This window comes from Rhizobacter sp. P3_C12 (assembly GCF_056402735.1).
In genome coordinates this window covers 1-25,609 of record NZ_JBFUGW010000069.1, presented here as the reverse complement: position 1 = coordinate 25,609, position 25,609 = coordinate 1, and the positions used below count along the sequence as shown (strand labels likewise).

At 71.1% G+C, this 25,609-nt stretch carries 20 protein-coding genes; 13 read left to right on the top strand and 7 right to left on the bottom strand.

Annotated elements, in window-relative coordinates; translation table 11 throughout:
• The 8 genes from AC1DXV_RS13400 to AC1DXV_RS13365 all read left to right on the top strand — a co-directional run.
• Window positions 1–878: FAD-dependent oxidoreductase (locus AC1DXV_RS13400; RefSeq protein WP_477933972.1), on the top strand; the 878-nt coding region annotated here is incomplete at its 5' end.
• Window positions 875–2,482, top strand: coding sequence for a phospholipase D family protein (locus AC1DXV_RS13395; RefSeq protein ID WP_477871499.1), 1,608 nt, complete (start codon window positions 875–877; stop codon window positions 2,480–2,482). The genes AC1DXV_RS13400 and AC1DXV_RS13395, both read left to right, overlap by 4 nt.
• Window positions 2,483–2,620: 138 nt before the next feature.
• Window positions 2,621–4,225, top strand: coding sequence for a DUF2138 family protein (locus AC1DXV_RS13390; RefSeq protein ID WP_477933970.1), 1,605 nt, complete (start codon window positions 2,621–2,623; stop codon window positions 4,223–4,225).
• An 11-nt stretch (window positions 4,226–4,236) separates the two neighbouring features.
• The gene (locus AC1DXV_RS13385) at window positions 4,237–4,863 is read left to right on the top strand and encodes a DUF1175 family protein (protein WP_477867352.1); all 627 of its coding nucleotides are present in this window, start codon (window positions 4,237–4,239) and stop codon (window positions 4,861–4,863) included.
• A 44-nt stretch (window positions 4,864–4,907) separates the two neighbouring features.
• On the top strand, window positions 4,908–9,461 hold the full coding sequence (locus tag AC1DXV_RS13380) for an MG2 domain-containing protein (protein WP_477933968.1): 4,554 nt from the start codon (window positions 4,908–4,910) through the stop codon (window positions 9,459–9,461).
• Window positions 9,462–9,468: 7 nt separating this feature from the next.
• Complete coding sequence (locus tag AC1DXV_RS13375; protein ID WP_477933966.1) at window positions 9,469–11,127, top strand: DUF2300 domain-containing protein; 1,659 nt, start codon at window positions 9,469–9,471, stop codon at window positions 11,125–11,127.
• Window positions 11,124–11,894, top strand: coding sequence for a YfaP family protein (locus AC1DXV_RS13370; protein ID WP_477933964.1), 771 nt, complete (start codon window positions 11,124–11,126; stop codon window positions 11,892–11,894). Before AC1DXV_RS13375 ends, AC1DXV_RS13370 begins: the two co-directional genes overlap by 4 nt.
• Window positions 11,891–12,697: a YfaP family protein gene (locus AC1DXV_RS13365; RefSeq protein ID WP_477865165.1), complete on the top strand. Its 807-nt coding sequence runs from the start codon at window positions 11,891–11,893 to the stop codon at window positions 12,695–12,697. Before AC1DXV_RS13370 ends, AC1DXV_RS13365 begins: the two co-directional genes overlap by 4 nt.
• A gap of 250 nt (window positions 12,698–12,947) precedes the next feature.
• Here the strand turns inward: AC1DXV_RS13365 and AC1DXV_RS13360 are convergent, their stop codons facing one another.
• Window positions 12,948–13,250: a hypothetical protein gene (locus AC1DXV_RS13360; RefSeq protein ID WP_477933962.1), complete on the bottom strand. Its 303-nt coding sequence runs from the start codon at window positions 13,248–13,250 to the stop codon at window positions 12,948–12,950.
• The gene (locus tag AC1DXV_RS13355) at window positions 13,247–15,460 is read right to left on the bottom strand and encodes an RHS repeat domain-containing protein (RefSeq protein ID WP_477933960.1); all 2,214 of its coding nucleotides are present in this window, start codon (window positions 15,458–15,460) and stop codon (window positions 13,247–13,249) included. The genes AC1DXV_RS13360 and AC1DXV_RS13355 overlap by 4 nt, the downstream gene beginning before the upstream one ends.
• Before the next feature lie 221 nt (window positions 15,461–15,681).
• On the opposite strand from AC1DXV_RS13355, the gene AC1DXV_RS13350 reads away from it, so the two are divergent.
• Window positions 15,682–16,563 (top strand): LysR family transcriptional regulator, encoded by an 882-nt coding sequence (locus AC1DXV_RS13350; RefSeq protein WP_477865162.1) that lies wholly within the window; start codon window positions 15,682–15,684, stop codon window positions 16,561–16,563.
• On the opposite strand, the gene AC1DXV_RS13345 is transcribed toward AC1DXV_RS13350, so the two are convergent.
• The 4 genes from AC1DXV_RS13345 to AC1DXV_RS13330 all read right to left on the bottom strand — a co-directional run bounded on the left by AC1DXV_RS13345 (window position 16,547) and on the right by AC1DXV_RS13330 (window position 19,970).
• A complete protein-coding gene (locus AC1DXV_RS13345; RefSeq protein WP_477933958.1) occupies window positions 16,547–17,821 on the bottom strand; it encodes a D-amino acid dehydrogenase in 1,275 nt (424 codons plus the stop codon). The genes AC1DXV_RS13350 and AC1DXV_RS13345 overlap by 17 nt on opposite strands.
• Entirely contained in the window at window positions 17,818–18,564 is a 747-nt protein-coding gene (gene cuyB / locus AC1DXV_RS13340) for a cysteate racemase (RefSeq protein WP_477865160.1), read from the bottom strand. Before cuyB ends, AC1DXV_RS13345 begins: the two co-directional genes overlap by 4 nt.
• A 23-nt stretch (window positions 18,565–18,587) precedes the next feature.
• The gene (locus AC1DXV_RS13335) at window positions 18,588–19,487 is read right to left on the bottom strand and encodes a transporter substrate-binding domain-containing protein (RefSeq protein WP_477865159.1); all 900 of its coding nucleotides are present in this window, start codon (window positions 19,485–19,487) and stop codon (window positions 18,588–18,590) included.
• Between the two features lie 111 nt (window positions 19,488–19,598).
• Entirely contained in the window at window positions 19,599–19,970 is a 372-nt protein-coding gene (locus tag AC1DXV_RS13330; protein WP_489740379.1) for a DUF427 domain-containing protein, read from the bottom strand.
• Window positions 19,971–20,054: 84 nt separating this feature from the next.
• Here AC1DXV_RS13330 and AC1DXV_RS13325 point away from each other — a divergent pair, with 84 nt between their 5' ends.
• Window positions 20,055–21,896, top strand: a complete 1,842-nt coding sequence (locus AC1DXV_RS13325) for a sensor domain-containing diguanylate cyclase (protein ID WP_477865168.1) — start codon at window positions 20,055–20,057, stop codon at window positions 21,894–21,896.
• Between the two features lie 55 nt (window positions 21,897–21,951).
• Here the strand turns inward: AC1DXV_RS13325 and AC1DXV_RS13320 are convergent, their stop codons facing one another.
• The gene (locus tag AC1DXV_RS13320) at window positions 21,952–22,941 is read right to left on the bottom strand and encodes a helix-turn-helix transcriptional regulator (protein ID WP_477865157.1); all 990 of its coding nucleotides are present in this window, start codon (window positions 22,939–22,941) and stop codon (window positions 21,952–21,954) included.
• 163 nt (window positions 22,942–23,104) lie between these two features.
• Between AC1DXV_RS13320 and AC1DXV_RS13315 the strand changes: the two genes are divergently transcribed.
• The 3 genes from AC1DXV_RS13315 to AC1DXV_RS13305 all read left to right on the top strand — a co-directional run.
• Window positions 23,105–24,268 carry a hypothetical protein gene (locus tag AC1DXV_RS13315; protein WP_477865156.1) on the top strand — a complete coding sequence of 388 codons (1,164 nt, stop codon included), beginning with the start codon at window positions 23,105–23,107 and terminating at the stop codon, window positions 24,266–24,268.
• A gap of 65 nt (window positions 24,269–24,333) precedes the next feature.
• Complete coding sequence (locus AC1DXV_RS13310) at window positions 24,334–25,029, top strand: CerR family C-terminal domain-containing protein (protein WP_477865155.1); 696 nt, start codon at window positions 24,334–24,336, stop codon at window positions 25,027–25,029.
• On the top strand, window positions 25,026–25,609 hold a 584-nt coding region (locus AC1DXV_RS13305), incomplete at its 3' end, for a TolC family protein (protein ID WP_477933956.1). The genes AC1DXV_RS13310 and AC1DXV_RS13305, both read left to right, overlap by 4 nt.

Genomic DNA, 25,609 nt, shown 5'->3' with positions numbered 1-25,609 from the left:
GGCTGGCGGCGGCCTGCACGCTGGCCGAGCGCGGCCATGCGGTCGAGCTGTTCGATTCGGCGGGCGAGATCGGCGGGCAGTTCAACCTCGCGCGGCGCGTGCCGGGCAAGGAGGAGTTCGCCGAGACGCTGCGCTACTTCAACCACCGGCTGCAGGCGGCCGGCGTCACGCTGCGCCTGAACACGCGGGCGACGGCCGGGCTGCTGGTGGCCGGCGATTTCGAGCGCGTGCTGCTCGCCACCGGCGTGACGCCGCGCGATCCGAAGATCCCCGGCCAGGAGCTGCCGCACGTGCTCAGCTACATCGACGTGCTGCTGCAGCGCAAGCCGGTGGGCGACAAGGTGGCGGTGATCGGCGCCGGCGGCATCGGCTTCGACGTGGCGGAGTTCCTCGTCACGCCGCCAGGACACTCGCCGACGATGAACCTCGCCGAATGGCGGGCCGAGTGGGGCGTGGCCGATCCGTCCGAGGTGCGCGGCGGCGTCGTGCCGGCCCGGCCCGCGCCGGCGGCACGGCAGGTGGTGTTGCTGCAGCGCAAGAGCGGCAAGCTCGGCAAGGGGCTCGGCAAGACGACCGGCTGGATCCACCGCGCGGCCCTGCAGATGAAGCAGGTCGAGATGATCGGCGGCGTCAACTACGAGCGCATCACGCCGCAGGGCTTGTTCGTCACCTACGGCGAAGAACGGCGCGACGGCCAGCTGATCGAATGCGACACGGTCGTGCTGTGCGCCGGCCAGCTGCCGCTGCGCGAGCTGCTGGAACCGCTGCGCGCATCGGGTGTGGCCACTGACTTGATCGGCGGCGCCGACGAAGCGGCCGAACTCGACGCGAAGCGCGCCATCGACCAGGGCACACGGATTGCCCTGGCGCTTGAATGAGCCGTCTGTTGCGCACCGCCTTCGTCACCCTGCTGTTCTGCCTCACGGGCCTGGGGGGATGCGCCAGCCTGCCGCCGCCGCAGCCGCATGCGCCGGTGCAGGCACTGGCCGATCCGGAGAACACCGCGCTCGGCAGGTTCGTCGCGGCCAATGCGCCGTCGCCGGGCATCTCGGGCTTTCGCGTGCTGGCCTCGGGCGACGATGCGTTCGCCGCGCTGACCGCGCTGGCCGATCGCGCGCAGAAGACGCTGGACCTGCAGTACTACCTGATCCACAGCGATGAATCGTCGCGCGCGCTGATGCAGCGCGTGCGCGCGGCCGCCGACCGCGGCGTGCGCGTGCGGCTGCTGATCGACGACCTGAACACCGCCGGCCAGGACGATGCGCTGCTGCGCCTGACGCAGCACTCGCGCATCGAGGTGCGGCTGTACAACCCGTTCCCGTCGGGCCGCATGGCGACCTTGAGCCGCGTGATGGCCTCGCTGACCGACGCCGGCCGCATCAACCACCGCATGCACAACAAGATGTTCGTCGCCGACAACGCGCTGGCCGCGACCGGCGGGCGCAACCTGGGCGACGCCTACTTCGTGCAGAGCGCGCAGAGCAACTTCCTCGACATCGACGTGCTGGTGGCCGGGCCGGCGGTGAAGGCGCTGTCGGCGGTGTTCGACGGGTTCTGGAACGACCCGCTGGCGTATCCGATCGGCCTGGTGGTCGATGTGCCAGCCGCCTCGGCGGCTGCGACTGTGTCGACCTCTGCGAGCCAGGCTGACGCACCCGATCACCCGGCGAGCGCGCTGGCCGGCGAGGCGGCGGCCTCGGCCCCGGCGATCGTGGCGAGCGCCGCCCGCTCGCCGCTCGGCAGCGAGCTCGCACGCAACCAGCTGAAGCTGGTGTGGGCGCCGTCGCGCGTGCTGGCCGACAAGCCGACCAAGGCCAGCGCACCGGCCACCGAGGAGGCACCCGTGCCGCCGCACGAGGTGATCAGCGACGACGTCGAGGGCCTGCTGCGCGGCGCGCGCAGCGAGGTGGTGCTGATCTCGCCGTACTTCGTGCCCGGCGCGCGCGGCATGGCGCTGATCGACGACCTGAAGCGCCGCGGCGTGCGCCTGCGCGTGCTGACGAACTCGCTGGCCACCACCGACGCGCCGGCGGTGCACATCGGCTATGCGCGCTACCGCGAGCCGATGCTGAAGGCCGGCGTCGACCTGCGCGAACTGCGCGTGCACCTGGACCTGCCGCGCAGCAAGGTCGGCTCGTTCGGCTCGTCGCAGGCCTCGCTGCATGCCAAGGTGCTGGTGATCGACCAGCGCGACGTGCTGATCGGCTCGATGAACATGGACCCGCGCTCGGCCCGGCTGAACACCGAGATGGGCGTCGTGATGCACAGCCCGGAGATCGCGCGCCAGATGCTGCAGCTGTACGACGAGGTCGGCAGCGCCAACAGCTACCGGCTGTCGCTCGACGCCGAGGGCCGGCTGCTGTGGACGCTGTCGCCGCCCGGCGGCGCGCCGAAGGTGCTGACCAGCGAACCGGAGGCGAGCCTGTGGCTGAAGCTGACGGTGAAGCTGCTGTCGCCGTTCGCGCCGGAGGAAATGTTGTGAGGATGCTGCGCGCCGGTGCGTCCTCCGACCACATTTCACGCTGATTTCACGACCGGTTCACCTGTCCCGCTTGCGGCACTGAGATGATGCCGCCCGTGCGCCGTCAAGAGCATGGCGCGGATGGGGGAGGGGGAACCCGTGGGATTGAATCGAAAGCAATGGGCCGGCGTCGCCGTCGCGGTGGTGCTGGTGGGCGGCGGGATCGCGGCCGCGACACTCGGCTGGTCGCGCTTCGGCGGCAACATCAACGCACTCGAGGTGGACCTCGGGCATCCGCAGGCCTACGTGTCGACGCCGGCGCTGTCGCGCCTGCCACGCGACCTGGTCAAGGCGCCGGTGCTGCGCGACGTGCTGACCGAGGACTTCGCGTTCTATTACGAGGAGCATGAGAGCCGCCTCGGCCTGCAGGGCGCGCTGAAGCGCATCGCCTTCGAACACGACACCACGCTCGGCGACAAGCTGATCGAGCTGGCGCTGGACGAGCCGGCCGAGATGGCGTTCTGGACCGACGCCAAGGGCGCGCCGCGCCACTGGGTGATCGCGATGACGCGCGGCGTGCTGGCCCGCACGCTGCAAGGTGCTGCCGCGCTCGCCACCAGTGACCGCCAGCTCAGCGTGATCGACCAGATCCGCGTCAACGGCGACACGCTGCCGGTGTATGCGCTGACGCTGTCGCCGCGCCGCACGCTGGCGCTGGTGGCGCAGGGCAACCGCGTGGTCGTGCTCAGCGATCCGGGCCTGCTGTTCGACAGCGAACGCCAGGTCGACGCCCGGTCGCGCGACGCCGTGGCCGCGCTGCTGTCGGCCGATGCGAAGACGCAGGCGGTGTACCGGCGCGACTTCGGCCTCGGCGAGGCCGGCAACGGCCACACCCTGGTCGCCGACGCGCGGCTGATGTCGTTCGGCTACCAGCACTTCTTCCCCGGCCTGAAGGCCTTGCGCTTCGACCTCGCGCCGGGCGGCGCGGTGCTGGCCACGCACCTGCGCGTCGACAAGCCCGCGGCGCTGCCGGCCGCACCGGCCGACCGCGCGCTGTGGTCGGCCGTGCCGGCCAACCCGGCCGCCTGCACGCTGCTGCCCGCCGACTGGGCGCGCGCCAGGGCGGTGGCCGGCTCGGCCGGCTGGACGGCGCTGGCCGACCAGCTGGAGGGGCCGGCCGCGATCTGCTGGTACCCGCGCTCGCAGTTCCACACGCCGCTGGTCGTCGCGCAGCTGAAGGACGGTGCCGCCGACCCGTCGGCTTCGCTCGACGCGCTGACCGGCTGGCTGCTGCCCACCAAGGCCAACATCGCGTCGGCGCCGGCGCGGGCCGGCAGCAACCGCTGGCAGCGCGAGGTCGCGGCGCCCTGGGGCCCGCATGCCAATGGCGATGCCAGCACCTACCGGCCGACCCTGGCGCGCCAGGGCCGCTGGATCACGTTCTCGCCCGACGATGCGCTGGTCGACCAGGCGCTCGACGCCCAGGCCCGGCGCTTCCCGAGCGTGGCCGACAGCCTGCCGCCCGGGCGCGCGACGCTGGCCGTGATCGACCCGCGCCAGGTGGCCACGCTGGCCCGGCGCGAGGCCTTCGAGGTGCTGCCGCCCGAGCAGGAGCTGTTCCGCCAGGCGGCCGAGCGCCAGCTGGTGCCGCGGCTCGACGCGCTCGCGAAGCTGCCGCTGTCGCGTGCGGTGGCCGAGGGTCAGCCCGATGCGAACGGCTGGGTCGCGGTCGAATGGCACTCGCTGGCGTCGAAAGCCCGCTGATGGACCGCCCGATGCTGACCCGGCGCGCCCTGCTGCTCGCCGGCGCCCTGGCCGCGAGCGCCGGCCATGCCGTGCCGACGCGGCTCGATCGCGAGCAGTCGCAGCGTTTCCGCGACTGGATGACGCTGCTGATCCATGCGCAGATCGAACGCGGCCCGACGCCGCGCTGGACGCACCGCGACTGCGCCGGCCTGGTGCGCTTCGCGGTGGCCGAGTCGCTGCGCGAGCACGACCTGGCGTGGAAGCGCGCCAACGGCCTGCTCGGCACGCGGCTGCCGCCCGACCTCGAGGCGGGCAGCAGCCAGGGCCTGCGCCATGCGTGGCGCCGTGCCGACGGCACGCGCGATGCCTTCGTCGGCGCGCTCGAACTGGTGCAGGAGAACACCCGCCCGGTCGCGCGCCAGCTGACGCAGGCGGTGGCCGGCGACCTGCTGTTCTACGACTTCGGCGACGAGCAGCACCTGATGGTCTGGATGGGCCGCTACATCGCGTACCACACCGGCCGCATCGAAGCCAACGACAACGGCCTGCGCGCAGTGCGCGCGGACCAGCTCCTCGGATGGAAGGACACGCGCTGGCGGCCTTCCGACGACAACCCCAACTTCTCGGGCGTCCATCGACTGGCGTTCCTCGCATGAAGCACCTGCACAAGATTTCCTGGCCCGCACTCGCTCTCGCTGCCGTGCTTGCACTGCCCCCGGTGGCGCCGGCGGCTCCGGCCTCGCCGATGCCGCTGCCGAATGCCTGGGCGCCGTTCTCCGGCGAGCCCTTCTTCCTGCTGTCGGACGCGACCTTCGGCAGCACCGAGGTCGCGAAGGTGCGGCTCGAGGTCAACGCGCCGCAGATGCTGGAGCAGGCCGGCGGCGTCGACGTGCTGGTCTACCGCATCCCGCAGCCGCTCGATTTCCTGCAGCGCCAGAAGAACCTGCACCGCGTGCAGGTCGATGCGCGGCCGGCCGAGCCGGGCCTGTCGAACACGCTGACGCACCTGTGGGACAACTGGTCCGTCAAGTCGCGCCTCGCATGGCAGAAGCTGTTCTCCAGCGACGCGCGCCAGGCCGTCACCGCGCAGGCGCCGGAGCTGAAGACGCCGAAGGCGCTGACCAAGCCGTCCACCTTCGAGGAGCCGCCGCAGTTCAAGCCGATCGCCGGCCTCGCGGTGATCGAGCGCTTCCGCTACCCGGTGCAGGCCGCCAAGCCGATCGAGCCGCCGAAGGACCTGAAGCTGGCCGGCAGCAGCAGCGAGTTCATCAACCCGTCGCAGGGCAACGTCTGGGTGCCGATCGGCAAGCGCGCGCCCGGCCTGTACCTGGTCGAGGCGATCGCCGGCCGGCACCGCGCGACGACGCTGCTGTTCGTCAGCGACACCGTCGCGCTGACCAAGGTCTCCGGCGAGCAGATGCTGGTGTGGGCCGCGCAGCGCGGCAACGGCGCCGCAGTGCCGAAGACGCGCGTCGTGTGGACCGACGGCATCGGCGTGCTGAAGAGCGGTGCGGCCGATGCGCAGGGCCTGGTGCGGCTGGACCGCAAGGCGCCCGAGCAGACCTACGTGTTCGGCGAGGACCCGGCCGGCGGCGTCTTCATCTCCGAGAACTTCTACTACGACAGCGAGATCTACGCGGCCAAGGTCTACGCCGTCACCGACCGCCCGCTGTACCGCCCCGGTGACTGGGTGCAGGTGAAGGTGAGCGGCCGCGAGTTCCGCAGCGCCCGCGAGTCGGTGAGCCTGAAGGACGGGCCGCTCGCGCTGCAGGCGCTCGACCCGGCGGGCCAGGTGATCGCGACGCAGTCGCTGCGCTTCAGCGGCACGCAGGGGGCCGACACCCGCTTCGCGCTGCCCGACAACGCGGCGGCCGGCGGCTACGAGCTGCGCCTGGCGATGGGCGAGGACGTCTACACCGCGGCCTTCCGCGTCGCCGACTACCAGAAGCCGCATTTCGAGATCACGCTGCTGGCCGACAAGCCCGATTTCGCGACCGGCGACCGCATCGGCGGCAAGCTGCAGCTGAACTACCCGGACGGCAAGCCGGTGGCCCATGCCCGCGTCAGCCTGACGGCGCGCGCGCAGAAGCTGACGATGGTCGAGGGCGAGCTGGACTACAGCGGCCAGTTCCCGCTCAAGCTGACGCAGGACGAGCTGCAGACCGACGGCAGCGGCGTCGCGAGCTTCTCGCTGCCGCCGGCCACCGAGCCGAGCCGCTACCTGCTGACGGCGCTCGCGACCGACGGCGCGGCCTGGCGCGTGCGCGCCTCGAAGGAGATCCTGATCGAGCGCGGCAGCGGCTCGTACAAGTTGACGCCGGAACGCCAGTTCTCGACGCCCGGCGAAGCGGTGGCGTTCAAGGTCAGCGCCGGTGCGCAGGCCGCGGCCGATGGCGCACGCCCGGCGCGCTGGGAGTGGCTGCGGCTCGAGAACCGCGCGAAGGAATCGGGTGCGATGCCGGCTGGCGATGCGCTGAGCCTGCGCTTCCCGCAGCCCGGCGCCTACACGGTGACGCTGCGCGACGACAAGGGCCGCATCGTCGCGGCCACCTCGCACTGGGTCAGCGGCGACGGCCTGAAGGCACCGGCTGGCAGCGTCACGATGGTGTTCAACCGCGCCGCCTACCGCGCCGGCGACACCGCCGAACTGCTGCTCGGCTTTCCGGAGCCGGTCGACAACGCGCTGCTGACGCTGGAGCGCGACCGCGTCGAGGCGACGGCCGTGCTCGGCCAGCCGGCCGACTGGGTGAAGAGCGAGCGGCTCGGCCCCACGCAATGGAAGCTGACGCTGCCGGTGCGCGAGGAGATGAGCCCGAACATGACCGTCTCGGTCGCCTACGTGAAGAACGGCGACTACGTGTTCCAGAACCAGGGGCTGATGGTCGAGCAGCCGCGCGTCGCGGTCGGCGTGCGCACCGACAAGCCGGTCTATGCGCCGGGCGACACCGTCACCGTCGACATCGACACGCGTCTCAACGGCCAGCCGGTGGCGGCCGAGGTGGCGGTCGGCGTGGTCGACGAGATGATCTACGTGCTGCAGCCGGAGATCGCGCCGGCCATCGAGGATTTCTTCTACCACCCGCGGCGCAACAACGTGCGCACCAGCGCCAGCCTGTCCTTCATCGGCTACGACCTCGCGACCAGCAAGCTCGGCGTGCTGCCGTCGTCGCGCCAGGTGAACCAGCGCGCGGTCAAGGTGCTGGAGCGTCCGCGGCGCGACAACGTCGACACGGCGGCCTGGGAGCCGCGGCTCGCGACCGGCGCCGACGGCCATGCGCGTTTCACGTTCCGCATGCCCGATTCGCTGACGCGCTGGCGCATCACCGCCCGGGCGATGCAGGCCGGCGGCGCGGTCGGCCAGCAGGTCGGCTGGGTGCGCTCGGACAAGCCGTTCTACGCCAAGTGGACCAGCCCCGACTGGCAGCGCGAGGGCGACCGCGCGCAGGCCTCGATCGCGCTGTTCAACCAGACCGGCAAGCCGGCGCGCATCGAATGGGAGGCGCGCGGCCCGGGCGTCGAGCGCAAGGACACGCTGAGCGTGCAGCCGGGCATCAACTTCGTCGCGCTGCCGATCGCGGCCGACCGCATCGGTGCGGCCGGCGTCAGCCTGCTGCTGCGCCAGGACGGCCGCGTCGTCGACCAGCTCGACACCACGCTGCAGCGCCTGCCGGTGGCCTGGCGCGCACCGCGCGAGCAGGCGCTCGACATCAGCAGCGGCAGCGCCGCGCTGAAGCTGCCGCCGGACGCGACCCGCGTGCGCGTGGCCTTCGCGCAGGACGCGGCGGCCGGCGCCTTCAACCGCTGGATGGAGGAGCTGATCGACTTTCCGTACGGCTGCGTCGAGCAGACGGCCAGCCGCATGCTGCCGCTGTCGATCGCGCTGCAGTCGCTGTCGCCGGCGCAGCAGCCGCTGGCGCCTCAGTTGACGCAGCGCTTGTCGACGGCACGGCTGTCGCTTGCGCAGATGGCCGGCCCGCAGGCGCGCTTCGGCTGGTGGGGCCGCGGCATGAGTGACGACGCGTTCCTGACCGCCTATGCGTATTACGCCGACTGGCGTGCGACGCAGGCGCTGCGCACCAGCCTGCCCGACGAGCATTGGCAGCGCCTGCTCGACGTGTACGCGAAGGACGGCAGCGCGCTGCCGCCGATCCAGCGCGCGTTGGTGCTGTCGTGGATGCAGGAGATGGGGCTGCCGGTGGGCGCGATGAACGCGAGCCTGGTCGAGCAGCTGGCGCAGGAGGCGGGCACCGCGCCGGCCGACGCGCAGCGCGGCAGCTGGGTGATGACGGACGGCGACGTGGCCGGCTCGCGCGACATCGCGCTGGTGCTCGCGGCCGACACCGCGCAGCGAGCAAAGGGTTCGGTCGCGGCCGACCAGCGCGCTGCGGCCGATGCGGCGGCGGTGCGGCTGGGCGGCTCGACGTCGCCGTTCGTGCAGTCGCTGCTGATGGCGACGCGCCGCAGCGGCCCGGAGAAGGCCGGCGAGCTGCTGGGCCAGGTGGGCGCCGACATGCCGACCTTCGACCGCGCGCAGACCTTGCTGTGGCTGCAGCGCGCGCTCGGCCGCAAGCCGGATGCAGCGGCCGATGGCGTGGCGCTGGCCGCACCGTGGCAGCGCAGCGTCGGCAGCAGCGGCGATGTGGTGTGGACGCTGCCGGCCGGGGCCGCCCTGCCGGCGACGCTCGCGCTGCCGGCCGGCGCCAAGGCGGCCTGGGCCTACGTCAGCTACGAGAGCCGCGAGGCGCAGGCACCGGCGCTGCCGGTGAGCATCAAGCGCACGCTGTGGCGCGTGGTGACGGAGGCGAAACCAGTGGCGGCGTCGCAGCCGGCCGGGCAGCAAGCCTCGCCCGACAACGCGCGCATGAACGTCACGCTGGAACGGGTCGAACCCGGCACGCCGCTGGACACCAACGCGCTGTACCTGGACCAGGTCACGCTCGGTGCGCCGAAGGCGATGCGCTGGGCGCTGCTCGAGGTGGCGCTGCCGCCCGGCGCCGCGGTGGAGGCCAGCACCTGGGGCCTGGACCTGAGCGGGCAGCCGCTGGAACGCGCGCGGCACGAGCCGACGCCGCAGGGCTATGCCGTGCCGGTCGAGAAGCTCGAGGCCGGCGGCACGGTGACGCTGCGCCACCTGGTGCGCTTCGCGCAGCGCGGCCAGTTCAAGCTGCCGCCGGTGCGCGTGCACCGCATGTACCAGCCGGAGGCCAAGGGCGTCGACGAGAGCGGTGCCTGGACCACCGTCGAGGTGCGCTGAGATCGACATGCGCGGCCGCTTCCCGATCGCCATCGCCCTGTTCGCTGCCTGCAGCGCGCAGGCGGCGCCCGCCACCCGGCTGGCGTGGCTGCAAGGCGACGAGACGATCGCGCTGCAGCGCAGCGGGGAGGGCGCGCAGCCGCTCGCCGCGCTGCCGCGCACGCCGCTCGGCAGCACCTGGAAGCTGTTCGTGCACGGCTACCTGGAAGCGCGCGGCGTGCAGGAGCCGGCCTACCGCTGCGAGGCAATGCAGCGGCTGCCCGACGACGACTACTGCTGCGACCCCGGCGCCGCCGTCGGGCGCGACGAGGCGCTCGCGCGCTCCTGCGGCCCGTATTTCGAACCGAAGCGGCTGGCGCTGTCGCCCGACGACTGGGCGCGCTTCTGGCGCGAGCAGCAGGCACCCGCCTGGCTGCAGCGGCTGGACGCGATGCAGCCCGGCACCGAGGTCGCGCTGCCCGAGCTGCTGCAGGCGCTGCGCCATGTGCCGGCACCGTCGCGCCTCGCGGCACGGCAGGCGCTGCTGCCGCTCGCCACGCGCGACACCGCGGTGCTGGCCGCGCTCGGCGGCGGCCCGCGCTACAAGACCTGGTCGTGGCGCCTCGACGGCGAGCGCGCCGGCGGTGCTGCCGGCTGGCTGRCCGACGGCACGCCGTTCTGGTTCGGCGCCGCCGGCACCAGCCGCACGGCATTGCAGTCGCAGGCCGCGTGGATCGCGCGGCAGTGGTCGGCCCACGGGCTCGCCGCGCCGCGTGCCGACGCCGCCGCGCTGGCGGCACAACCGTGCATCGACGTGCGCTTCTTCCAGCGCTACCCGATCCGCGCAGTGCTGCGCGCCGACGGCAGCGAGGCCCCCGCCGGGCCGCTGAATGGCCGCCACCGCATCGCGTTCCGCAACGGCACGCAGCTGCCGGTCGATGCGGTGCCGGCGCTGCAGTTGCGTGAAGAACGCGAGGGGCCGGTGATCGTGGCGCGCCTGCCGCTGGAGGATTACGTCGCCCGCGTCGTCGACCGCGAAGGCCGCGCGAGCGAGCTCGAGGCTGCCCGAGCGCTGGCCATCGCCGCGCGCAGCTACGTGCTGCAGAACGCGCCGCAGGCCGAGGCCTGCCGGCAGATCGCCGACGACAGCCGCACGCAGCGCGTCAGCCCGAACCCGCCGAGCGAGGCAGCGCGCGCCGCGGCCGCCTTCACCGACGGCCTGGTGGTCGCCGGCGCTGCCGTGCGCTACCACCGCGACCAGGCCTCGCCCGGCGTGCTGTCGTGGCAGGCGGCGGTGGCGGCGAGCCGCCGCGGCGACGGCTTCGAGACCATCCTGCGCAGCGCCTGGCCCGGCATGACGCTGGCCGGCGCGCAGGCGGCTGCCGATTGCGAGGCCGTGCCGCAGGCGCACGACTGGTTGCTGCAGCGCCAGCAGCGCTGGCGCGAGCTGCTGCGCCGCGAGGCCGGCTACCAGCCGCTCGGCCCCGAGCTGCGCGTGTGCCAGCTCGCGATGGGCACGCCGCACTCCGACCAGCGGCGGCTGGAGATCCGCGTGCGCGAGTGGCTGAGCCGCGAAGGGCGCGTGACGCTGATCCACGAATACCTGCACCTCGCCTTCCGCGACCACCCGCGCGGCCAGGACGAGGCCTACATCGAACAACTGGCTCAACGATTGGCCGATTCATGAAGCTGCTCCTCCCTCTCATGCTGGCCGCCTCGGCTGCCGGCGCCGCGGCTCAGGCCGCGATCGATGCACCGACCTCCGGCTGGCGCAGTGCGCCGCCGCGCCAGCGCGACTTCGTGCAGGAGGTGCACTACCCGGCCGCCAGCGTCAACGTGAACGGCCGCTCGGCCACCGCGCTGATCCGCGGGCACATCGGCGCGGCCGCGAAGGCCCGTGCCGACGGCGCGCGCCAGCCGGCGCGGCTGGTGGTCGACGGCGTCGCGATGCCGCTGTCGACGGATGAAGACGGCAGCTTCGCGCGGCCCTGGTCGTTCGGCAGTGGCAGCCACGGTGTCGAGGTGCGCGCCCCCGGCGGCGGGCCGGTCAAGCGCACGCAGTTCTACGAGGCGCAGGCCGGCCGCGTGCCGACGCGCCTGCGCGTGGTGCTGAGCTGGGACAGCGACAACACCGACCTCGACCTGCACGTCGTCTCGCCCGACGGCGAGCATGTGTTCTACGGCGCGCGCGTGGCCGGCAACGGCGGCGCGCTCGATGTCGACGTGACGACCGGCTTCGGCCCCGAGATCTTCGCGACGCCCAGCCCGGTGCGCGGCGCGTACCACGTGTTCGTCAACTACTACGGGGCGGGCGAGCGGCGTGACGTGATCACCACCGCGCAGGTCGCGATCGTCGAGGACGAAGGCACGCCGCGCGAGAAGCAGCAGGTGTTCCGCGTGCCGATGCGCAAGCCGGGCGAGCTGACGCTGGTGCATTCGTTCCTGGTGCCATGAAGCGCGGGGTGCTCGCGGGGCTGGCCGCCGCGGCACTCGGCACCGCCATGGGCACGGCCCACGCCGACCCGGACGTGACGATGACGCACCCGCCCGGCGGCTGGACCTACAGCGGCATCTCCGACGACCCCGGCCAGGTCAGCTACGCCTACCCGAACAACCTGATCGAGCGCGGCGGCCAGCGCCAGCGCACGCTGATCGAGGGCCGGCTGAAGCAGATCGGCAGCGCGCGCCGCACGCCGACGATGGTGGTCAACGGCAATGCGATGCCGCTGTACACCGGCGACGACGGCCGCTTCGCGCGGCCGTACGCCTTCGGCCCCGGCTCCAACGGCATCGAGATCCGCGACGCCGAGGGCCGCAGCCGCAAGCGCGTGCAGTTCTACGAGGCGAACCGGCTGAAGACGCTCGCCAAGGTGCGCATCATCCTGGCCTGGGACGACCCGCAGGCCGAACTCGACCTGCATGTGATCACGCCGGACGGCCAGCATGCGTTCTTCGCCGCCCCGGTGCTCACGAACGGCGGCGGGCTCGATGTCGACAGCGTCGACGGTGCGGGGCCGGAGATGTTCTCGATGACCGCGCCGATGCCGGGCGTGTACCACGTGTACGTCAACTACTGGGGCAACTTCGGGCCGGGCGGCTACCACTTCGACGAGTCGACGCGCCAGCAGCCGGTGATCACCGCCCGCGTGACGCTGGTGTTCGACGAGAACACCGGCGCCGAGCGGCGCGAGACCTTCACGGTGCCGATGCGCAAGATCGGCGATCTGATGCTGGTGCGCTCGGTGCGGCGTGGGTGAAGGGCTCGATGAACTCACGCGGAATGCAGAAGGAATGTCCGCTGTAGCGGGTGGCATCCTCCACCTGAGTCGTGCTGCCGAAGCCAAGCCAGAAGTAGCCATGGGAATCTATGTCGCTCACAACGGCAGACTGACCGATGAACGCGCGCAACTCTTCCTGTTCGCTTTCAGGCAGATCGTTCGTCAGCCAATCTGGCAGGCCCAGCAGTCGCGCATGGTCGCCAACGCGTATGTCAACGGTCATCTCAATTCAAGAGTTCGAGAAATAGGGTTCACCGCTGGGCCAGTGAACGGTCCGAGTTTCTGGCAACCCTTCGAGCAGCGTTTCCAGAAATTTGATCGCCAAGGTGAGTGCGCTCAGCGGGTCGATGCCGCGGATGTCGGCCAGCCTGCCGAAATAGCCATGGATCGCGACCGGGCAGGCGGCTTCGATTCCCGGCTCAGTCCAGTAGGGCTGGCCGATTGCCAAGCGAATCTCGCCTCTCTGCCCCGTTTCGTGATCGTGCAAGACGAGAGTTCTCTCGACGACAACTGTGAAATCTTCTTCCATCATGGGCAACCTTTCTTCAAGCATTCTCCATATTCATTGGCGACGCGTGCGTAGCAGGCCTCGCGGGCTCTTGGTGTTGCGCTCGTCAGCTTGCACACCTCAATTTGCTGCTCATACGCCGCAAAGCATTTTTCGCGAGTTTCCTTGTCAGCATCAGGAGTGTTGGTTGGATTGAATGGCGGGAACGACGGCCAACTCGGCCCAAGATTCGGGGTCGACGCCGGCATGTCATCGGGTTTTCTGGGGCCTGTTGGACGAGGGTTGAAAAGTTCGCGGCACCCGGGGGAAAGGATGCAGCCGATCACCGCCACCGGAATGATCATTGGCAGGGCCTGTGCCATCTGTCCGTCGCGGTCGATGTATTCGGCGGGTCTGCCATCGACATACGCATAGGTGTTCATCCCTCCGTGCAGCCCGGTGGGGTCCGATTCCTTGTATCGCCCGATGACGCCGTCGTAGTTTCGGAAGTAGTTGTAGAACAAGCCGCTCTCCGCATCCGCGTATTGCCCAGGGAAGCGCAGGTTCTGCGTAAAGGCTCCCAGCCCACTTGGATTGACCTCGGGCGCGGTCGTCCCGAACGGCTCGGCATGCCACCGCCAGCGAGTCGCGTTGTTCAGGTCGACGGCGAGCCGCGGTGTGTTCAGGTGATCGGCGTGGATGTAGAAGGCCAGCGGTGTGCCGCTCGGGTTCGCCGGATCCGGCATGAACATCGCCACCGGGATGTCGTCCAGCCACACATATTCGCGGATGGCAGCTCCGCTCTGGTCGTATTCCCCGAGCAGTTCACCGTTGAGCCCGTACACGAAGATGACCATGCTGCTGGATCCCGCGCTCGTCACCTTGCGGATGCGCCGCTTGTCCGCGTCGTAGGTGTAGGTGCCGGTGACGCCCGCCTTCGTGATGCTCGCCAGCGATCCGCTCAGGCCATAAGTCGCCGTGTAGTTCGGGCTGTCGGTGACCGTGTTCCCTGCGTTGTCATAGCCGAAGTTGCGTGCCGGGTTCGTGATGCTCGTGAGCCGGTTGCTCGCTGCCTCGACGTTGTAGACGCTCGGGCTGCCATTCAAGCTCACGCCCGTGCGGTTGCCGTTGGGGTCGTAGGTGATCGACCAGCTGCTCGCGACCGTCGTCACCTGCGTGATCCGGTCGTTCTCGTCATAGTTGAAGCTCTGGTCCAGTGCCGGCTGTGGGATGCCGTCGTTGGCACTCAGGTGCGTGAAGTTGACGATGCGATCAACCGCGTCGTAGGTCACGTCGCGGAAGACGTTGCCCAGCCGGTAGCGTGTGACCCGGCCGCTGAGATCGTAGAAGCGCTCGTGCGGCGTCGTCCCCCCGGCCATGTTCCAGTTCCAGCTCGTCACTGGACCGAAGGGCTCCCACTTGATGTCGCTGAGCAGTGGTGTTGGCGTGCCGTTCGCGTCCTGGGCCAGACCGATCCCCGTCACGTTGCGGCTCGTGTAGCTGCGCACGACCTTGCGGCCCGACGGGTAGGTGATGCTGGTCAGGCGGCCGAGCGTGTGGCCGTAGCGTGTGGTGCTGACGATGGCGGTGCTGTTGGCGCCTGCGGCAGGGCTCACGGACTGCACGGTCTCGGTGACCCGTCCGCGTGGGTCGTACTTGAAGCGTGACCAACCATTGGGATGATCGGTGCGGCTGAGCCGGCCGACGCTGTATGCGTAGTCCGGTCCCTTCAGGCTGTAGGTCCAGCTGACCGACAAGCTGGGCTGGCCGGTTTGGCTGTAGACCAGCTGCGTCAGCCGGTCGGCACCGTCATAGGAGTACGTCTCCAACACGCCGCGGCTGTCGGTGCGCGTCGTCAGGTTGCCGATCTCATTGAAGGTCTGACTCGCCGTGCCGGTGTCCGGACTGATCACCTGGGTCGCGTTGCCGAAGCCGTCGCGCGGGTACTGCGTGACCAAGCCCCTCGGGTCGGTGAGCTGCGTGGCTCGATCGCGTCCGTCGTGCTGGAACTGCGTGACACCCTGCTTCGGATCGGTGTGGGTCTTCACCCGGTACAGCGGGTCGTAGCTGAGCTTGGTCTCCAGGTTCAGGCCACCCGGATCGCGAATGATCTTGGTGCGGTTGCCCTGGGCATCGTATTCGTACGCCGTCACCGGCGTCGGCGAAACAGGCGGTGGCGGAAGCTCTGCATGGCAAGGCGTGATGAGCAGGCAGGTCGCAACAACAAGGACCCCTGCGCGGGTCGTCGTCTTCATCGTTGGATTCCGGTGAGCGATTGGCGGGAGAGCGTCGCCACAACTCTGAAGGGGACTGCTTCGACGACGCGGTTCAACCCATTGGAACGAACGCAAAAGGCCAGCGCAAGCTCATCGAGCCGATGACAACGACGCCATGCACAAGCCGCATGCATGTGCAGCAATTGGCATGCGAATCGACCGCAGGCGCGGGCGCGATACTTGCGCGCACCGGATCCACCATGCGCATCAAGCACGTCGAAGTCTTCAACGCCATCATGCTGACCGGCACCGTCAGCGGGGCCGCGCGCCTGCTGCACGTCACGCAGCCGGCCGTCACGCAGACGCTGCAGCATGCCGAGTTGCAACTCGGCTACGCGCTCTTCACGCGCCAGCGCAACCGGCTCGTGCCCACGCGCGAGGCGCAGGCGCTGTACCCCGAGGTGCAGCGGCTGGTCTCGCAGCTCGAATCGGTGCGCCGCCTGGCCGGTGCGCTGCGCGGCGGCCAGCAGGCGGCCCTGCGCATCCTGGTGGTGCCGTCGCTCGCGGTGCATGCGCTGCCGCAGGCGCTGGCGCTGTTCCGCAAGCGCCATCCGTCGCTGCCGGTGGCGATCCGCACGCTGCACTCGCCGGAGATCGCGCAGGCCATCGCGCTGCAGGAGGGCGATGTCGGCATCGTGTTCGGCCCCGGCCAGCATCCCGCCGTGCAGCAGGTGCCGGTGGCGCAGGGGCGCATGGTGTGCGTGTCGGCGGCGCGCAGCGGCGACCGGCGCAGCACCGTCGAGCTGGCCGAGGTGCTGCGCAGCAGCTTCATCCGCATCGACGAGCGCGACCCGATCGGCGCGATGCTCGCCGAGCAGTGCGCCCGCGAAGGCCTCGCGCCCGAAGGCGGCATCACCGTGCAGACGCACCACATCGCGATGACGCTCGCGGCCCAGGGCTTCGGGCCGGCGCTGATCGATTCGTTCACCGCCGCGGCGGCCGACGACACGCTGCAGGTGCGCACGCTGGTGCCCGAGGTGCCGGTCGTCATCAGCGCGCTGCTGCCGCAGGGCGAGCGCTCGCCGCAGCCGGTCGACGACCTGATCGACGCGTTCCGCCGCGTCGTCAGCCCGGCGGCCTGAAGGGCGCGGCGTCGATCGAGGGCGTGCGGCCCTGCATCAGCTGCGACAGCAGCCAGGCGCTGCCGCACGCGAGCGTCAGGCCGAGTGCGCCATGGCCGGTGTTCAGCCACAGCCCGCCGAGGCGCGTCGGGCCGATCAGCGGGCGCGAACTCGGTGTCGACGGGCGCAGGCCGGCCCAGGGCTCGGGGTCGCCGGTCTGGAACGCGCCGGGGAAGGTGTCGGTGGCGGCCTGCAGCATCGCCTGGATGCGGCGCGGGTCGATGCGCAGATCGGCGCCGCGCAGCTCGGCGAAGCCCGCGATGCGCACCCGCTCGCCCAGCCGCGCGTAGACCAGCTTGCGCGCCGCATCGGTCACGCTGACCTGCGGGGCCCGCGCGGCGTTCGCGACCTGCAGGCTGATGCTGTAGCCCTTGATCGGCTCGATCGGCAGCTGCACGCCGAGCGGCTGCAGCAGCGCGGCGGCACCGGGGCCGGCCGACACGACGAAGGCATCGGCCTCGATCTCGCGCTCGCGATCGGGTCGGCCGGCATCGATGCAGCGCAGCGCGTGCACGCGGCCATCGCGCTGCACGAAGCCGGCGACGCGCGTGTCCATGCGCCAGCGCGCACCGCTGGCCGTGGCCAGCGCGTGGCTCAGCTGCTGCGCATCGGTGACGGCCTCGTCGGGCGTCCAGATGCCGAAGGCGATCGGCGCGCGGTCGTGCGCGAGCGCCGGCTCCTGCCGCCGGCACGCCTCGGCATCGAGCACCTGCTGACGGCTGCCGAACCGGGCCTGCCACGCGACCTGCCGCTGCGCCGCGTCGCGATTGCCGGCATCGCGGTGGATCACCAGCTTGCCGGCCTGTCGCACCTGCACGCCGAGCGGCTGCTCAGCCGGCGCTTCGCGTTGCCAGCGCGCCAGCACGTCGCGGCTCAGGAACGACAGCCGCAGCAGCGCCTCGGTGGTCTGCTGCACGCGGGCCTGCGTGCAGGCGCGGATGAAGGCGGCCAGCCAGCGCCAGTGCGACAGCTGCCAGCGCGGCTGCCACGACAACGGGCTGTCGCGCGACAGCAGCCAGCCCGGCAACTGCCGCAGCGCGGCGGGCGTCGCGAGCGGCTCCACATAGCTGTAGCTGAGCTGGGCACCGTTGGCGCGGCTGGCGCCCTGGCCGGGGCGGTCGGCGGCATCGACCAGCGTCACCTGGAAGCCCTCGCGCGCGAGCGCCATCGCGGTCGCACTGCCGACCACGCCGGCGCCGATCACGCAGACGTGTTTCATGCCGGGACGGCGCCGGCGGCTTCGCGCTGCGCGAGCGACCACGCAACGACGGCGCGCGCCAGCGCATCGGTGGCATCGATCACCGGCAGGCCGAGGCCCGCTTCGTCGAGCACCAGCGGCAGTTCGGTGCAGCCGAGCACCAGCGCGTCGGCGCCGCGCCGGCGCAGCGCCTGCGCGGCCCGCATCAGCGCGTCGCGGCCGCGCGCCAGCTCACCGGCCTTCACCGCGGCGATGCCCGGCATCACCTGCTCGACCATCTCGACCGCGGTCGGCAGCACCCACTGCAGCGCACGCGGTTGCGGCCGGTTCAGGTACAGGCCCGAGGCCAGCGTCGCGTCGGTGGCGAGCAGCCCGAGGCGGGCGCCGGGCGCGCGGCGGGCCGCCTCGGCCAGCGCCGCATCGGCCAGGTGCAGCATCGGCAGGCCGAGCGCCGCCTGCAGGTCGTCGAACCACAGGTGCGCGGTGTTGCACGGCAGCACCAGCAGCCCGACGCCGGCCGCCGCCAGCCGCTCTCCGCAGGCCAGCAGCGCGGGCAGGGGCGACTCGCCGTCGCCGCGAAAGGCCGCAGTGCGGTCGGGCACCTGCGGAATGCTGCTGACCATCATCGGCACATGGTCCTGGTCGCGGCGGGCCGGCGTCGCGGCCAGCACCTTGTGCAGGAAGTCGAGCGTCGCGAGCGGCCCCATGCCGCCCAGCACGCCGACCAACCCCGCGCTGCGCGGCGGGCGCGCTGCGTCGTTCATCGCGAAGTCCTGGTGGAGACGGCTCAGGTGGCCGGCTTGTCGCTCAGCGCCTTCAGGTTGTCGCGCAGCTCCTGGCTCATCGGCGCCTGCAGGTTGATGCCCTTCGGCGGGATCGGCGACTGGAACCACTTCTTGTAGAGCACCTCGAACTCGCCGCTCTGGATCAGCCCGGCGATGGTGTCGTCGACCAGCTTCTTGAAGGCCGGATCCTCGCGCCGCACCATGATGGCGTACGGCTCGACCTGGATCGCCTCGCCCACCACCGCCAGCTCGGCCGGGTTGGCAGCACTCGCCTTCAGGCCGTACAGCAGGATGTCGTCCATGCCGAACGCGACCGCGCGGCCGGTCTGCACCATCAGCGCCGATTCGGCGTGGTCCTTCGCGCCGAGCAGGTCGATGCCGAGCTTCTTCTCCTCGTTGAGGTTGCGCAGGATCTTGTAGTTGGTGGTGCCGCTGGTCGACACGACGGGCTTGCCGGCCAGGTCGGCGAGCGATTTCACCGGCGTGCCGGCCTTCACGAGGAAGCGGGTGCCGGTGTAGAAGTAGTTGGTCGCGAAGGCGACCTGCTTGCCGCGCTCGCTGTTGTTGGTGGTGGAGCCGCACTCGATGTCGATCGTGCCGTTCTGCAGCAGCGGGATGCGGTTGGCCGAGGTGACGGACTGCAGCTGCACCTTCAGGTCGGCGCGGCCGGTGGATTTCTTCACCGCCTCGACCACCTTGTTGCAGATGTCGAAGCCGAAGCCGACCGGCTGCGCCTTGTCATCGAGGTACGAGAACGGGATCGACGATTCGCGGTACGCGACGCCGATCACGCCGCTCTGCTTGACCTTCTCGAGCGTGGTCTCGGCCTGCGCGAGCAGCGGCAAGCCACATGACATCGACAGGGCCAGCAGCGAAAGTGCACGAACGGATTTCTGCGACATGGGGTCATCCTCGGACTGCGGTTGCGGTGCCGGGATGCTAGCCAGCTTCGTGCCTGGCCGGGCATCGGTTCTTGCCCTCAGCCCATCAGCCGGGCTTATGGGCTCGGCCCATCAACGCTCGACCTGCACGCCTTTCCAGAACGCGACCCGGCCCTTGATCTGCGCGGCGGCCTCGCTCGGTTCCGGGTAATACCAGACCGCATCCGGGTTCGCCTCGCCGTTCACCAGCAGGCTGTAGTAGTGCGCCTGCCCCTTCCACGGGCAGCTGGTGCGGTGGTTGCTGAAGCTGACGTACTCGCGCTTCAGGCTGCTCTCGGGGAAGTAGTGGTTACCCTCGACGACGACCGTGTCGTCGCTCTCGGCGATGGTCACGCCGTTCCAGGTTGCCTTCATCGAATTCCTTTCGTGTCGCTGACGCGGCGATGGTAGCGGCGGGGTGCCGACACCCCCCGTGATTGAAGGAAAAGCCCGCTGTTGCGCCAAGGCCGTTTGGGCTTATCGTGGGCGTGGCCGCTCGATCGGCTCGCCCCGGGGAGGACGACACAACCCCACCGAGAATCGTTGAACATGCTCACGGCGCAGGCCCGTTTTCGACGCCGCAGCCTGGCCTGGATCGGCTGGGTCCTGCCGGCGTTGGGATTGCTGGTGATCGTTTTCATGTGGGCCTACGTGCTGCACAGCCTGGAGACCGAACGCGGCCGGGTGGTCGCCGATTCGTATGCCAAGGCGCGCAGCCTGAACCGGGCCTTCGAGGGATACACCGAGCGTGCGCTGACCCACGTCGACCAGGTCAGCGCCTTCGTGGCCTACAACGTCGAGCAGCGCGGGCGCGATGTCGACCTGCCCGGCCTGCTGAGCCAGGGACTGGCCCGCCAGCCCGGCCTGCTCGCGCTGTACCTGACGGACGCGCGCGGCGAGGTGATCGCGTCGACCGGCGAGGGCGTCGGGACGAGCCTGGCCGGGCGCGAGGACTTCCAGGTGCACGCCGAGGGCCGCGAAGCCGGGCTGCACATCGGCAAGCCGCAGGGCGGCGGGACCGGCTCCCCCTGGACGATCCAGCTGAGCCGGCGCCTGCAGACCCGGCAGGGCGACTTTGCCGGCATCGTCGTGGTGTCGGCCGATCCGTCGTACTTCACGCGCTTCTACGACGAGCAGCAGCACGGCCGGCTCGGTCTCATCACCTTTCTCGGGCTCGACCGGACGGTGCGTGCGCGTCGCTCCGGCGACCGGCTGTGGTACGGCGACGCGGCCGGCAGCAGCACGCTGCTGGCCGCGCTGCAACAGTCCCCCGAGGGGACGTACAGCGGAGCGAGCCGGCTCGACGGCGTGCCTCGCCTGCTGGCATACAAGCGACTGGCCGACCGGCCGTTCGTCGTGGTCACCGGGCTGGCGGTGTCCGAGGTGATGGCCGGGCATGAAGCGCGCCGCTGCGCGGAACTCGGCACCCTGGCGGCGGTGACGTTCGTGCTGCTGCTCGCGTTCGGCGGGCTGAGCGTGCTGGTGCAGAGGCTGCGGCGCAGCGAGCGCAAGCGCCACATCGCCGACCGGCGGCTGCGCGAGGTCACCGACAACCTGCCGGCGCTGGTGGCCTACATCGACACCGCGCAGTGCTTCCAGTTCTGCAACGCGACCTTCCAGACCTGGCTGCACCTCGACCCGGCGGCCCAGGTCGGCCGGCCGATGGCCGAGGTGCTCGGCCCGGCGATGTACGAGGCGCGGCGCGCGGCGGTGGAGCGGGCGCTGGCCGGCGAGCGCGTCGAGTTCGACGTGGAGACGCCGGTGAACGGCGAGATGCGCTGCCTGCACAACGTCTACATCCCCGACCCGGCGCGCGACGGCAGCATCCGCGGGCTGTATGCGCTGAGCAGCGACGTGTCGGCGCAGAAGGCGGTGGAGCGGCAGCTGGCGGCGCTGGCCCGCGTCGACGCGCTGACCGGCCTGCCGAACCGCCATGCGCTGAACGAGCGGCTGCACGAGGCGCTGGCGCGTGCCGAGCGCAGCGGCGACCTGCTGGCGCTGATGTTCCTCGACGTCGACCGCTTCAAGGACATCAACGACCGCTTCGGCCACGGCACCGGCGACCGCGTGCTGAAGGAGTTCGGCGACCGGCTGCGCGGCAGCGTGCGGGCGACCGACACCGTCGCGCGACTGGCCGGTGACGAGTTCGTCATCGTGCTCGAGGGCCTGGGCACCGACGTGGAGCCGACCGCGGTGGCGCAGAAGATCGTCGCGCAGATGAACCGGCCGTTCGAGGTCGACGGGCAGGTGCTGCTGGTGACGACGAGCATCGGCGTCGCGTTCCACCGCCACGGCAACCTCGATCCGGCGGCGCTGCTGGCGCGGGCGGACGGGGCGCTCTATGCGGCGAAGACGGCGGGGCGGAATACTTTCCAGCTCTCGTTGCTGTAGCCCGGATACCAATCCGGGGAGCGGCTGCCGAGGTCAACCCGGATTGGCATCCGGGCTACGAATAGCGGGCCGCCGCCTTCGCGAGCCGCGCCGCGATCACCGCCGCGAGCGCCTTGTCGCCTGTCACGACGACGCTGTCGCCGTGGCGCAGGATGTCCATCGTCAGCTCGGTCGGGTCGCTGTACGGCACCTGCAGCTCGTAGCGGCCGTCGTCCAGCCAGCGCGCCTTCTGCTGCGGGTGCCATTCCTCGTTGGCCACCCATTGCGCCGCATCGGCCTGGAACACCAGCGTCGCCCACTTCAGCGCGCTGCCGGCGCCGCTGTAGATGCCGTAGCCGGCATCGAGCGCCGCCTCGAGGTCCTTCACCGCGACGTGGCGGGCGCGGCTGTCGAGCGGCCGCGCCTCCTGCACCGCGTCGAGTGCGAAGCGGCGCAGGCCGTCGCTCGCATGGCACCAGGCGTCGAGGTACCAGGTGTTGCGGTAGTTCACCAGCCGCTGCGGCGAGACCTCGCGCTCGCTGGTGCTGCGGTCGGTGCGCTTGAAGTAGCGCAGCCAGATGCGCTTGCGCTGCACCAGCGCGCTGCCCAGCAGCTCGAAATGGCGGCTCGGCGTGCGGCGGCGCGCGGTGGCGATCATCTTCACGCGCCGCATCAGCTCGCGCGCCTCGCTCTCGTCGGCGCCGAGCATGCCCTGCAGCTTGTCGACCATCGGCTGCAGGTGGCGCGACAGCACGCCGTCGTCGTCCAGCCCGGCCATCAGCTGGTGCATCGTCAGCAGCGCGTGGATCTCCTTCTCGCTGAACCAGACGCCCGGCAGCTCGTGGCGGGTGCCGGGCAGCGCATGGTCTGCGCCGTGCTCGAAGCGGTAGCCGTTCTCCAGGCGGTCATAGACGATCGGCGCGCTCAGGCGGTCGCGCAGGTACTGCAGGTCGCGCTTCAGCGTGGCGGGCGAGATGACCAGCTCGTCGCGCAGGGCGTCGAAGCTGACGCAACCGCGGCTGCGCAGCAGCAGTTCGATCTTGTAGAAGCGCTCGGTGCGGTCCATGGGGGGCTATCAGATGGGTAGCTCACCAGATGAGCCAGCCGCGCGAGCATACCTGGATTTATTTTCCGGGCCATGCGACCCAGTGGCTCACCTGGTGAGCTACCTGGCCGAAATACTTCGCTCCATCGCTGCCCCACGCAGCGGACCACCACGGAGCCGAACGATGACCCTCGCCATGCCGACCCCCGCTCAGCCGACCCCCGCGCAGCCGAGCCAGGTGCTGCCGAACAGCCTGACCGCGCACGAACACATCGGCTTCGAGCTGGGCTGGGACTTCGCCCACTACGCCGTCACGCCGCCGGCACCGTATGCCAACGAGCCGTCGCCGCTGCGCCATGGCTGGTTGTCCGGCCAGGCCGCCTTCGGCCCGCGCACGCTGCCGCCGACGCCGCACGTGCGCAAGTGGCTGCAGCTGCGCCTGCATGCCTGGCTGCGCGGCCGCAGCGTCGAGCTGGTGCAGGTGACRCCGCACTACCTGCAGCAGATCGACGTGAGCCACTGCCCGGTCACCCGGTTGGCGCTGTCGTCCGACACGGCCGAGGGCACCGATTCGACGCTCGCGTCGATCGACCGCGTGCGCAGCGACGCCGGCTATGCCGCCGGCAACCTGGCGGTGATGAGCACCAAGGCCAACCACGCGAAGGCGGCGCACGGCTACCGCGATGCGCTGCAGTTCGTCAAGCTGATCGAAGGCGGCCCGCTCGGCGGGCTGAACGGGCTGACGGCTGAGCAGTGGTCGCGCGTCGCGGTGTTGTGCAGCTTCGTCGAGCCGCTGACGCATGAAGAGGCGAGCGCGCTGCCGCTGCTGGTGCTGCCGCCGAACCGGCTGCGCCTGTTCAACCCGGTGCAGGCACTGCAGGCCTTCATCAGCCAGCAGCTCACCGTGCCGGGCTGGAGCCACCGCATGACGCGCCTCGAGGACATGCTGCCCGGCAAGCTGCTGCGGCGCGCGTTCCAGACCTTCTTCCATGCGCTGCTGCCGCGCGTGCTCGAGGCCGGCCGCAACAGCACGCCGCAGGCGCTGCGCTGGGCCATCGAAGACGCCTGGCGCCACCCGCTGGTGCAGCAGCGCTGGACGATCTTCGCGCGCCAGCTGACCGCCGCGCAGTGCGAGGCGCTGGTGCAGCGCGCCAGCGCCCGGCAGCTCGGCACGGTGCGCATCGAATGCGTCAGCGACGAGCAGGCCACCGACGGCTGGGACATCGATTCGCGCGGCTACGTGCCGCATGCGGTGCTGATGCGCCGCAGCGCCGGCGTGCCGCGCCGCCTGCGGCCCGATGCATTCCCGCCGCCCGAGCCGCGCCAGGCGAGCCTGCCGCTGCAATGAACCGGCGGCCGGGCCCCTGAAGACTAAATCAATCGATTGATTTATTTAGGATACAGTGCCCGGCCATGTCGGCCCACCCCCGCGAAACCACCCGAGACAGCCCGCGCGCGCCGCGCAGCGACGGCGAGCAGTCGCGCATGCGCCTGCTGCTGGCGGGGCTGCGGCTGTTCGCGGAGCACGGCTACAACAAGACCTCCACGCGCGAGATCGCCGAGGCGGCGCAGGTCAACATCGCCGCCATCAGCTACTACTTCGGCGACAAGGCCGGGCTGTACCGCGCGGTGTTCGCCGGCCCGCTGAGCACGCCGGCCGACGACATCGCCCGCTACGCCGACCCGGCGATGACGCTGCCCGAGGCGCTGCACGGCCTGTACGCCGGCTTCCTCGAGCCGCTGCAGCACGGCGACATGACGCAGCAGTGCATGCGCCTGCACGTGCGCGAGATGCTGGAGCCCACCGGCGTGTGGCAGGACGAGATCGTCAACGGCATCAAGCCGCGCCACGAGGCGCTGGTCGCGCTGCTGGTGCGCCACCTCGGGCTGCGGCGCGCCGACGACGAACTGCACCGGCTGGCGATCTGCATCGCGGCGTTGGGCGTGCACCTGCAGATCGCGCAGGACGTCACCGATGCGCTGGCGCCGCGCCTGAACAGCCAGCCCCGCGCGCTCGACCTGTGGTCCGAGCGCCTGGTCATGTATGCGTTGGCGATGGTCGATGCCGAAGCGCATCGCCGCGCCCTGAAGAAGGAGGACAGGAAATGACGACACCGATCCGCAGCGCGTTCGCGCTGGCCGCCCTCGCGGGCCTGGCCGCCTGCGCCAGCGCGCCGCCGCCGCCCGCCGTCGAGCCGGCCCAGCTGCCGGCGCAGTGGCATGCCCCGTTGCCGCACAACGGCAGCGTCGCCGACCTGGCGCGCTGGTGGCAGCAGTTCGACGACCCGGTGCTGGCGCAGCTGGTCGACGCCGCACAGGCCGTCAGCCCGACGCTCGCCTCGGCGCGCTCGCGCCTGCTGCAATCCCAGGCGACGCGCACCGGGGCCGGCGCGGCGCTGCTGCCGACGCTCGACGCCACCGCCAGCGCGACGCGCGCCCGCACCGATTTCGTCACGCCGCTCGCCACCACCAGCTCGGCCGGTTTGCAGACCGCCTGGGAGATCGATGTGTTCGGCGCCGGCCGGGCCGGCCGCGATGCGGCGCAGTACCGCCTCGAAGGGGCCGAAGCCTCGTGGCACGACGCCCGCGTGTCGGTGGCCGCCGAGACGGCGAACGCGTACCTGGCCCTGCGGGCCTGCGAGGCGCAGCGGGTGCAGACCGAGACCGACGCCACCTCGCGCGCCGAGAC

What these genes read in the sequence shown, in the direction of transcription:
- AC1DXV_RS13395 (WP_477871499.1), top strand. Translation starts at nt 875, where the DNA reads ATGAGCCGTCTGTTGCGCACCGCCTTCGTCACCCTGCTGTTCTGCCTC.
- AC1DXV_RS13385 (WP_477867352.1), top strand. Translation starts at nt 4,237, where the DNA reads ATGCTGACCCGGCGCGCCCTGCTGCTCGCCGGCGCCCTGGCCGCGAGC.
- AC1DXV_RS13370 (WP_477933964.1), top strand. Translation starts at nt 11,124, where the DNA reads ATGAAGCTGCTCCTCCCTCTCATGCTGGCCGCCTCGGCTGCCGGCGCC.
- AC1DXV_RS13365 (WP_477865165.1), top strand. Translation starts at nt 11,891, where the DNA reads ATGAAGCGCGGGGTGCTCGCGGGGCTGGCCGCCGCGGCACTCGGCACC.
- AC1DXV_RS13360 (WP_477933962.1), bottom strand. Translation starts at nt 13,250, where the DNA reads ATGATGGAAGAAGATTTCACAGTTGTCGTCGAGAGAACTCTCGTCTTG.
- AC1DXV_RS13355 (WP_477933960.1), bottom strand. Translation starts at nt 15,460, where the DNA reads ATGAAGACGACGACCCGCGCAGGGGTCCTTGTTGTTGCGACCTGCCTG.
- AC1DXV_RS13350 (WP_477865162.1), top strand. Translation starts at nt 15,682, where the DNA reads ATGCGCATCAAGCACGTCGAAGTCTTCAACGCCATCATGCTGACCGGC.
- AC1DXV_RS13345 (WP_477933958.1), bottom strand. Translation starts at nt 17,821, where the DNA reads ATGAAACACGTCTGCGTGATCGGCGCCGGCGTGGTCGGCAGTGCGACC.
- cuyB (WP_477865160.1), bottom strand. Translation starts at nt 18,564, where the DNA reads ATGAACGACGCAGCGCGCCCGCCGCGCAGCGCGGGGTTGGTCGGCGTG.
- AC1DXV_RS13335 (WP_477865159.1), bottom strand. Translation starts at nt 19,487, where the DNA reads ATGTCGCAGAAATCCGTTCGTGCACTTTCGCTGCTGGCCCTGTCGATG.
- AC1DXV_RS13325 (WP_477865168.1), top strand. Translation starts at nt 20,055, where the DNA reads ATGCTCACGGCGCAGGCCCGTTTTCGACGCCGCAGCCTGGCCTGGATC.
- AC1DXV_RS13320 (WP_477865157.1), bottom strand. Translation starts at nt 22,941, where the DNA reads ATGGACCGCACCGAGCGCTTCTACAAGATCGAACTGCTGCTGCGCAGC.
- AC1DXV_RS13310 (WP_477865155.1), top strand. Translation starts at nt 24,334, where the DNA reads ATGTCGGCCCACCCCCGCGAAACCACCCGAGACAGCCCGCGCGCGCCG.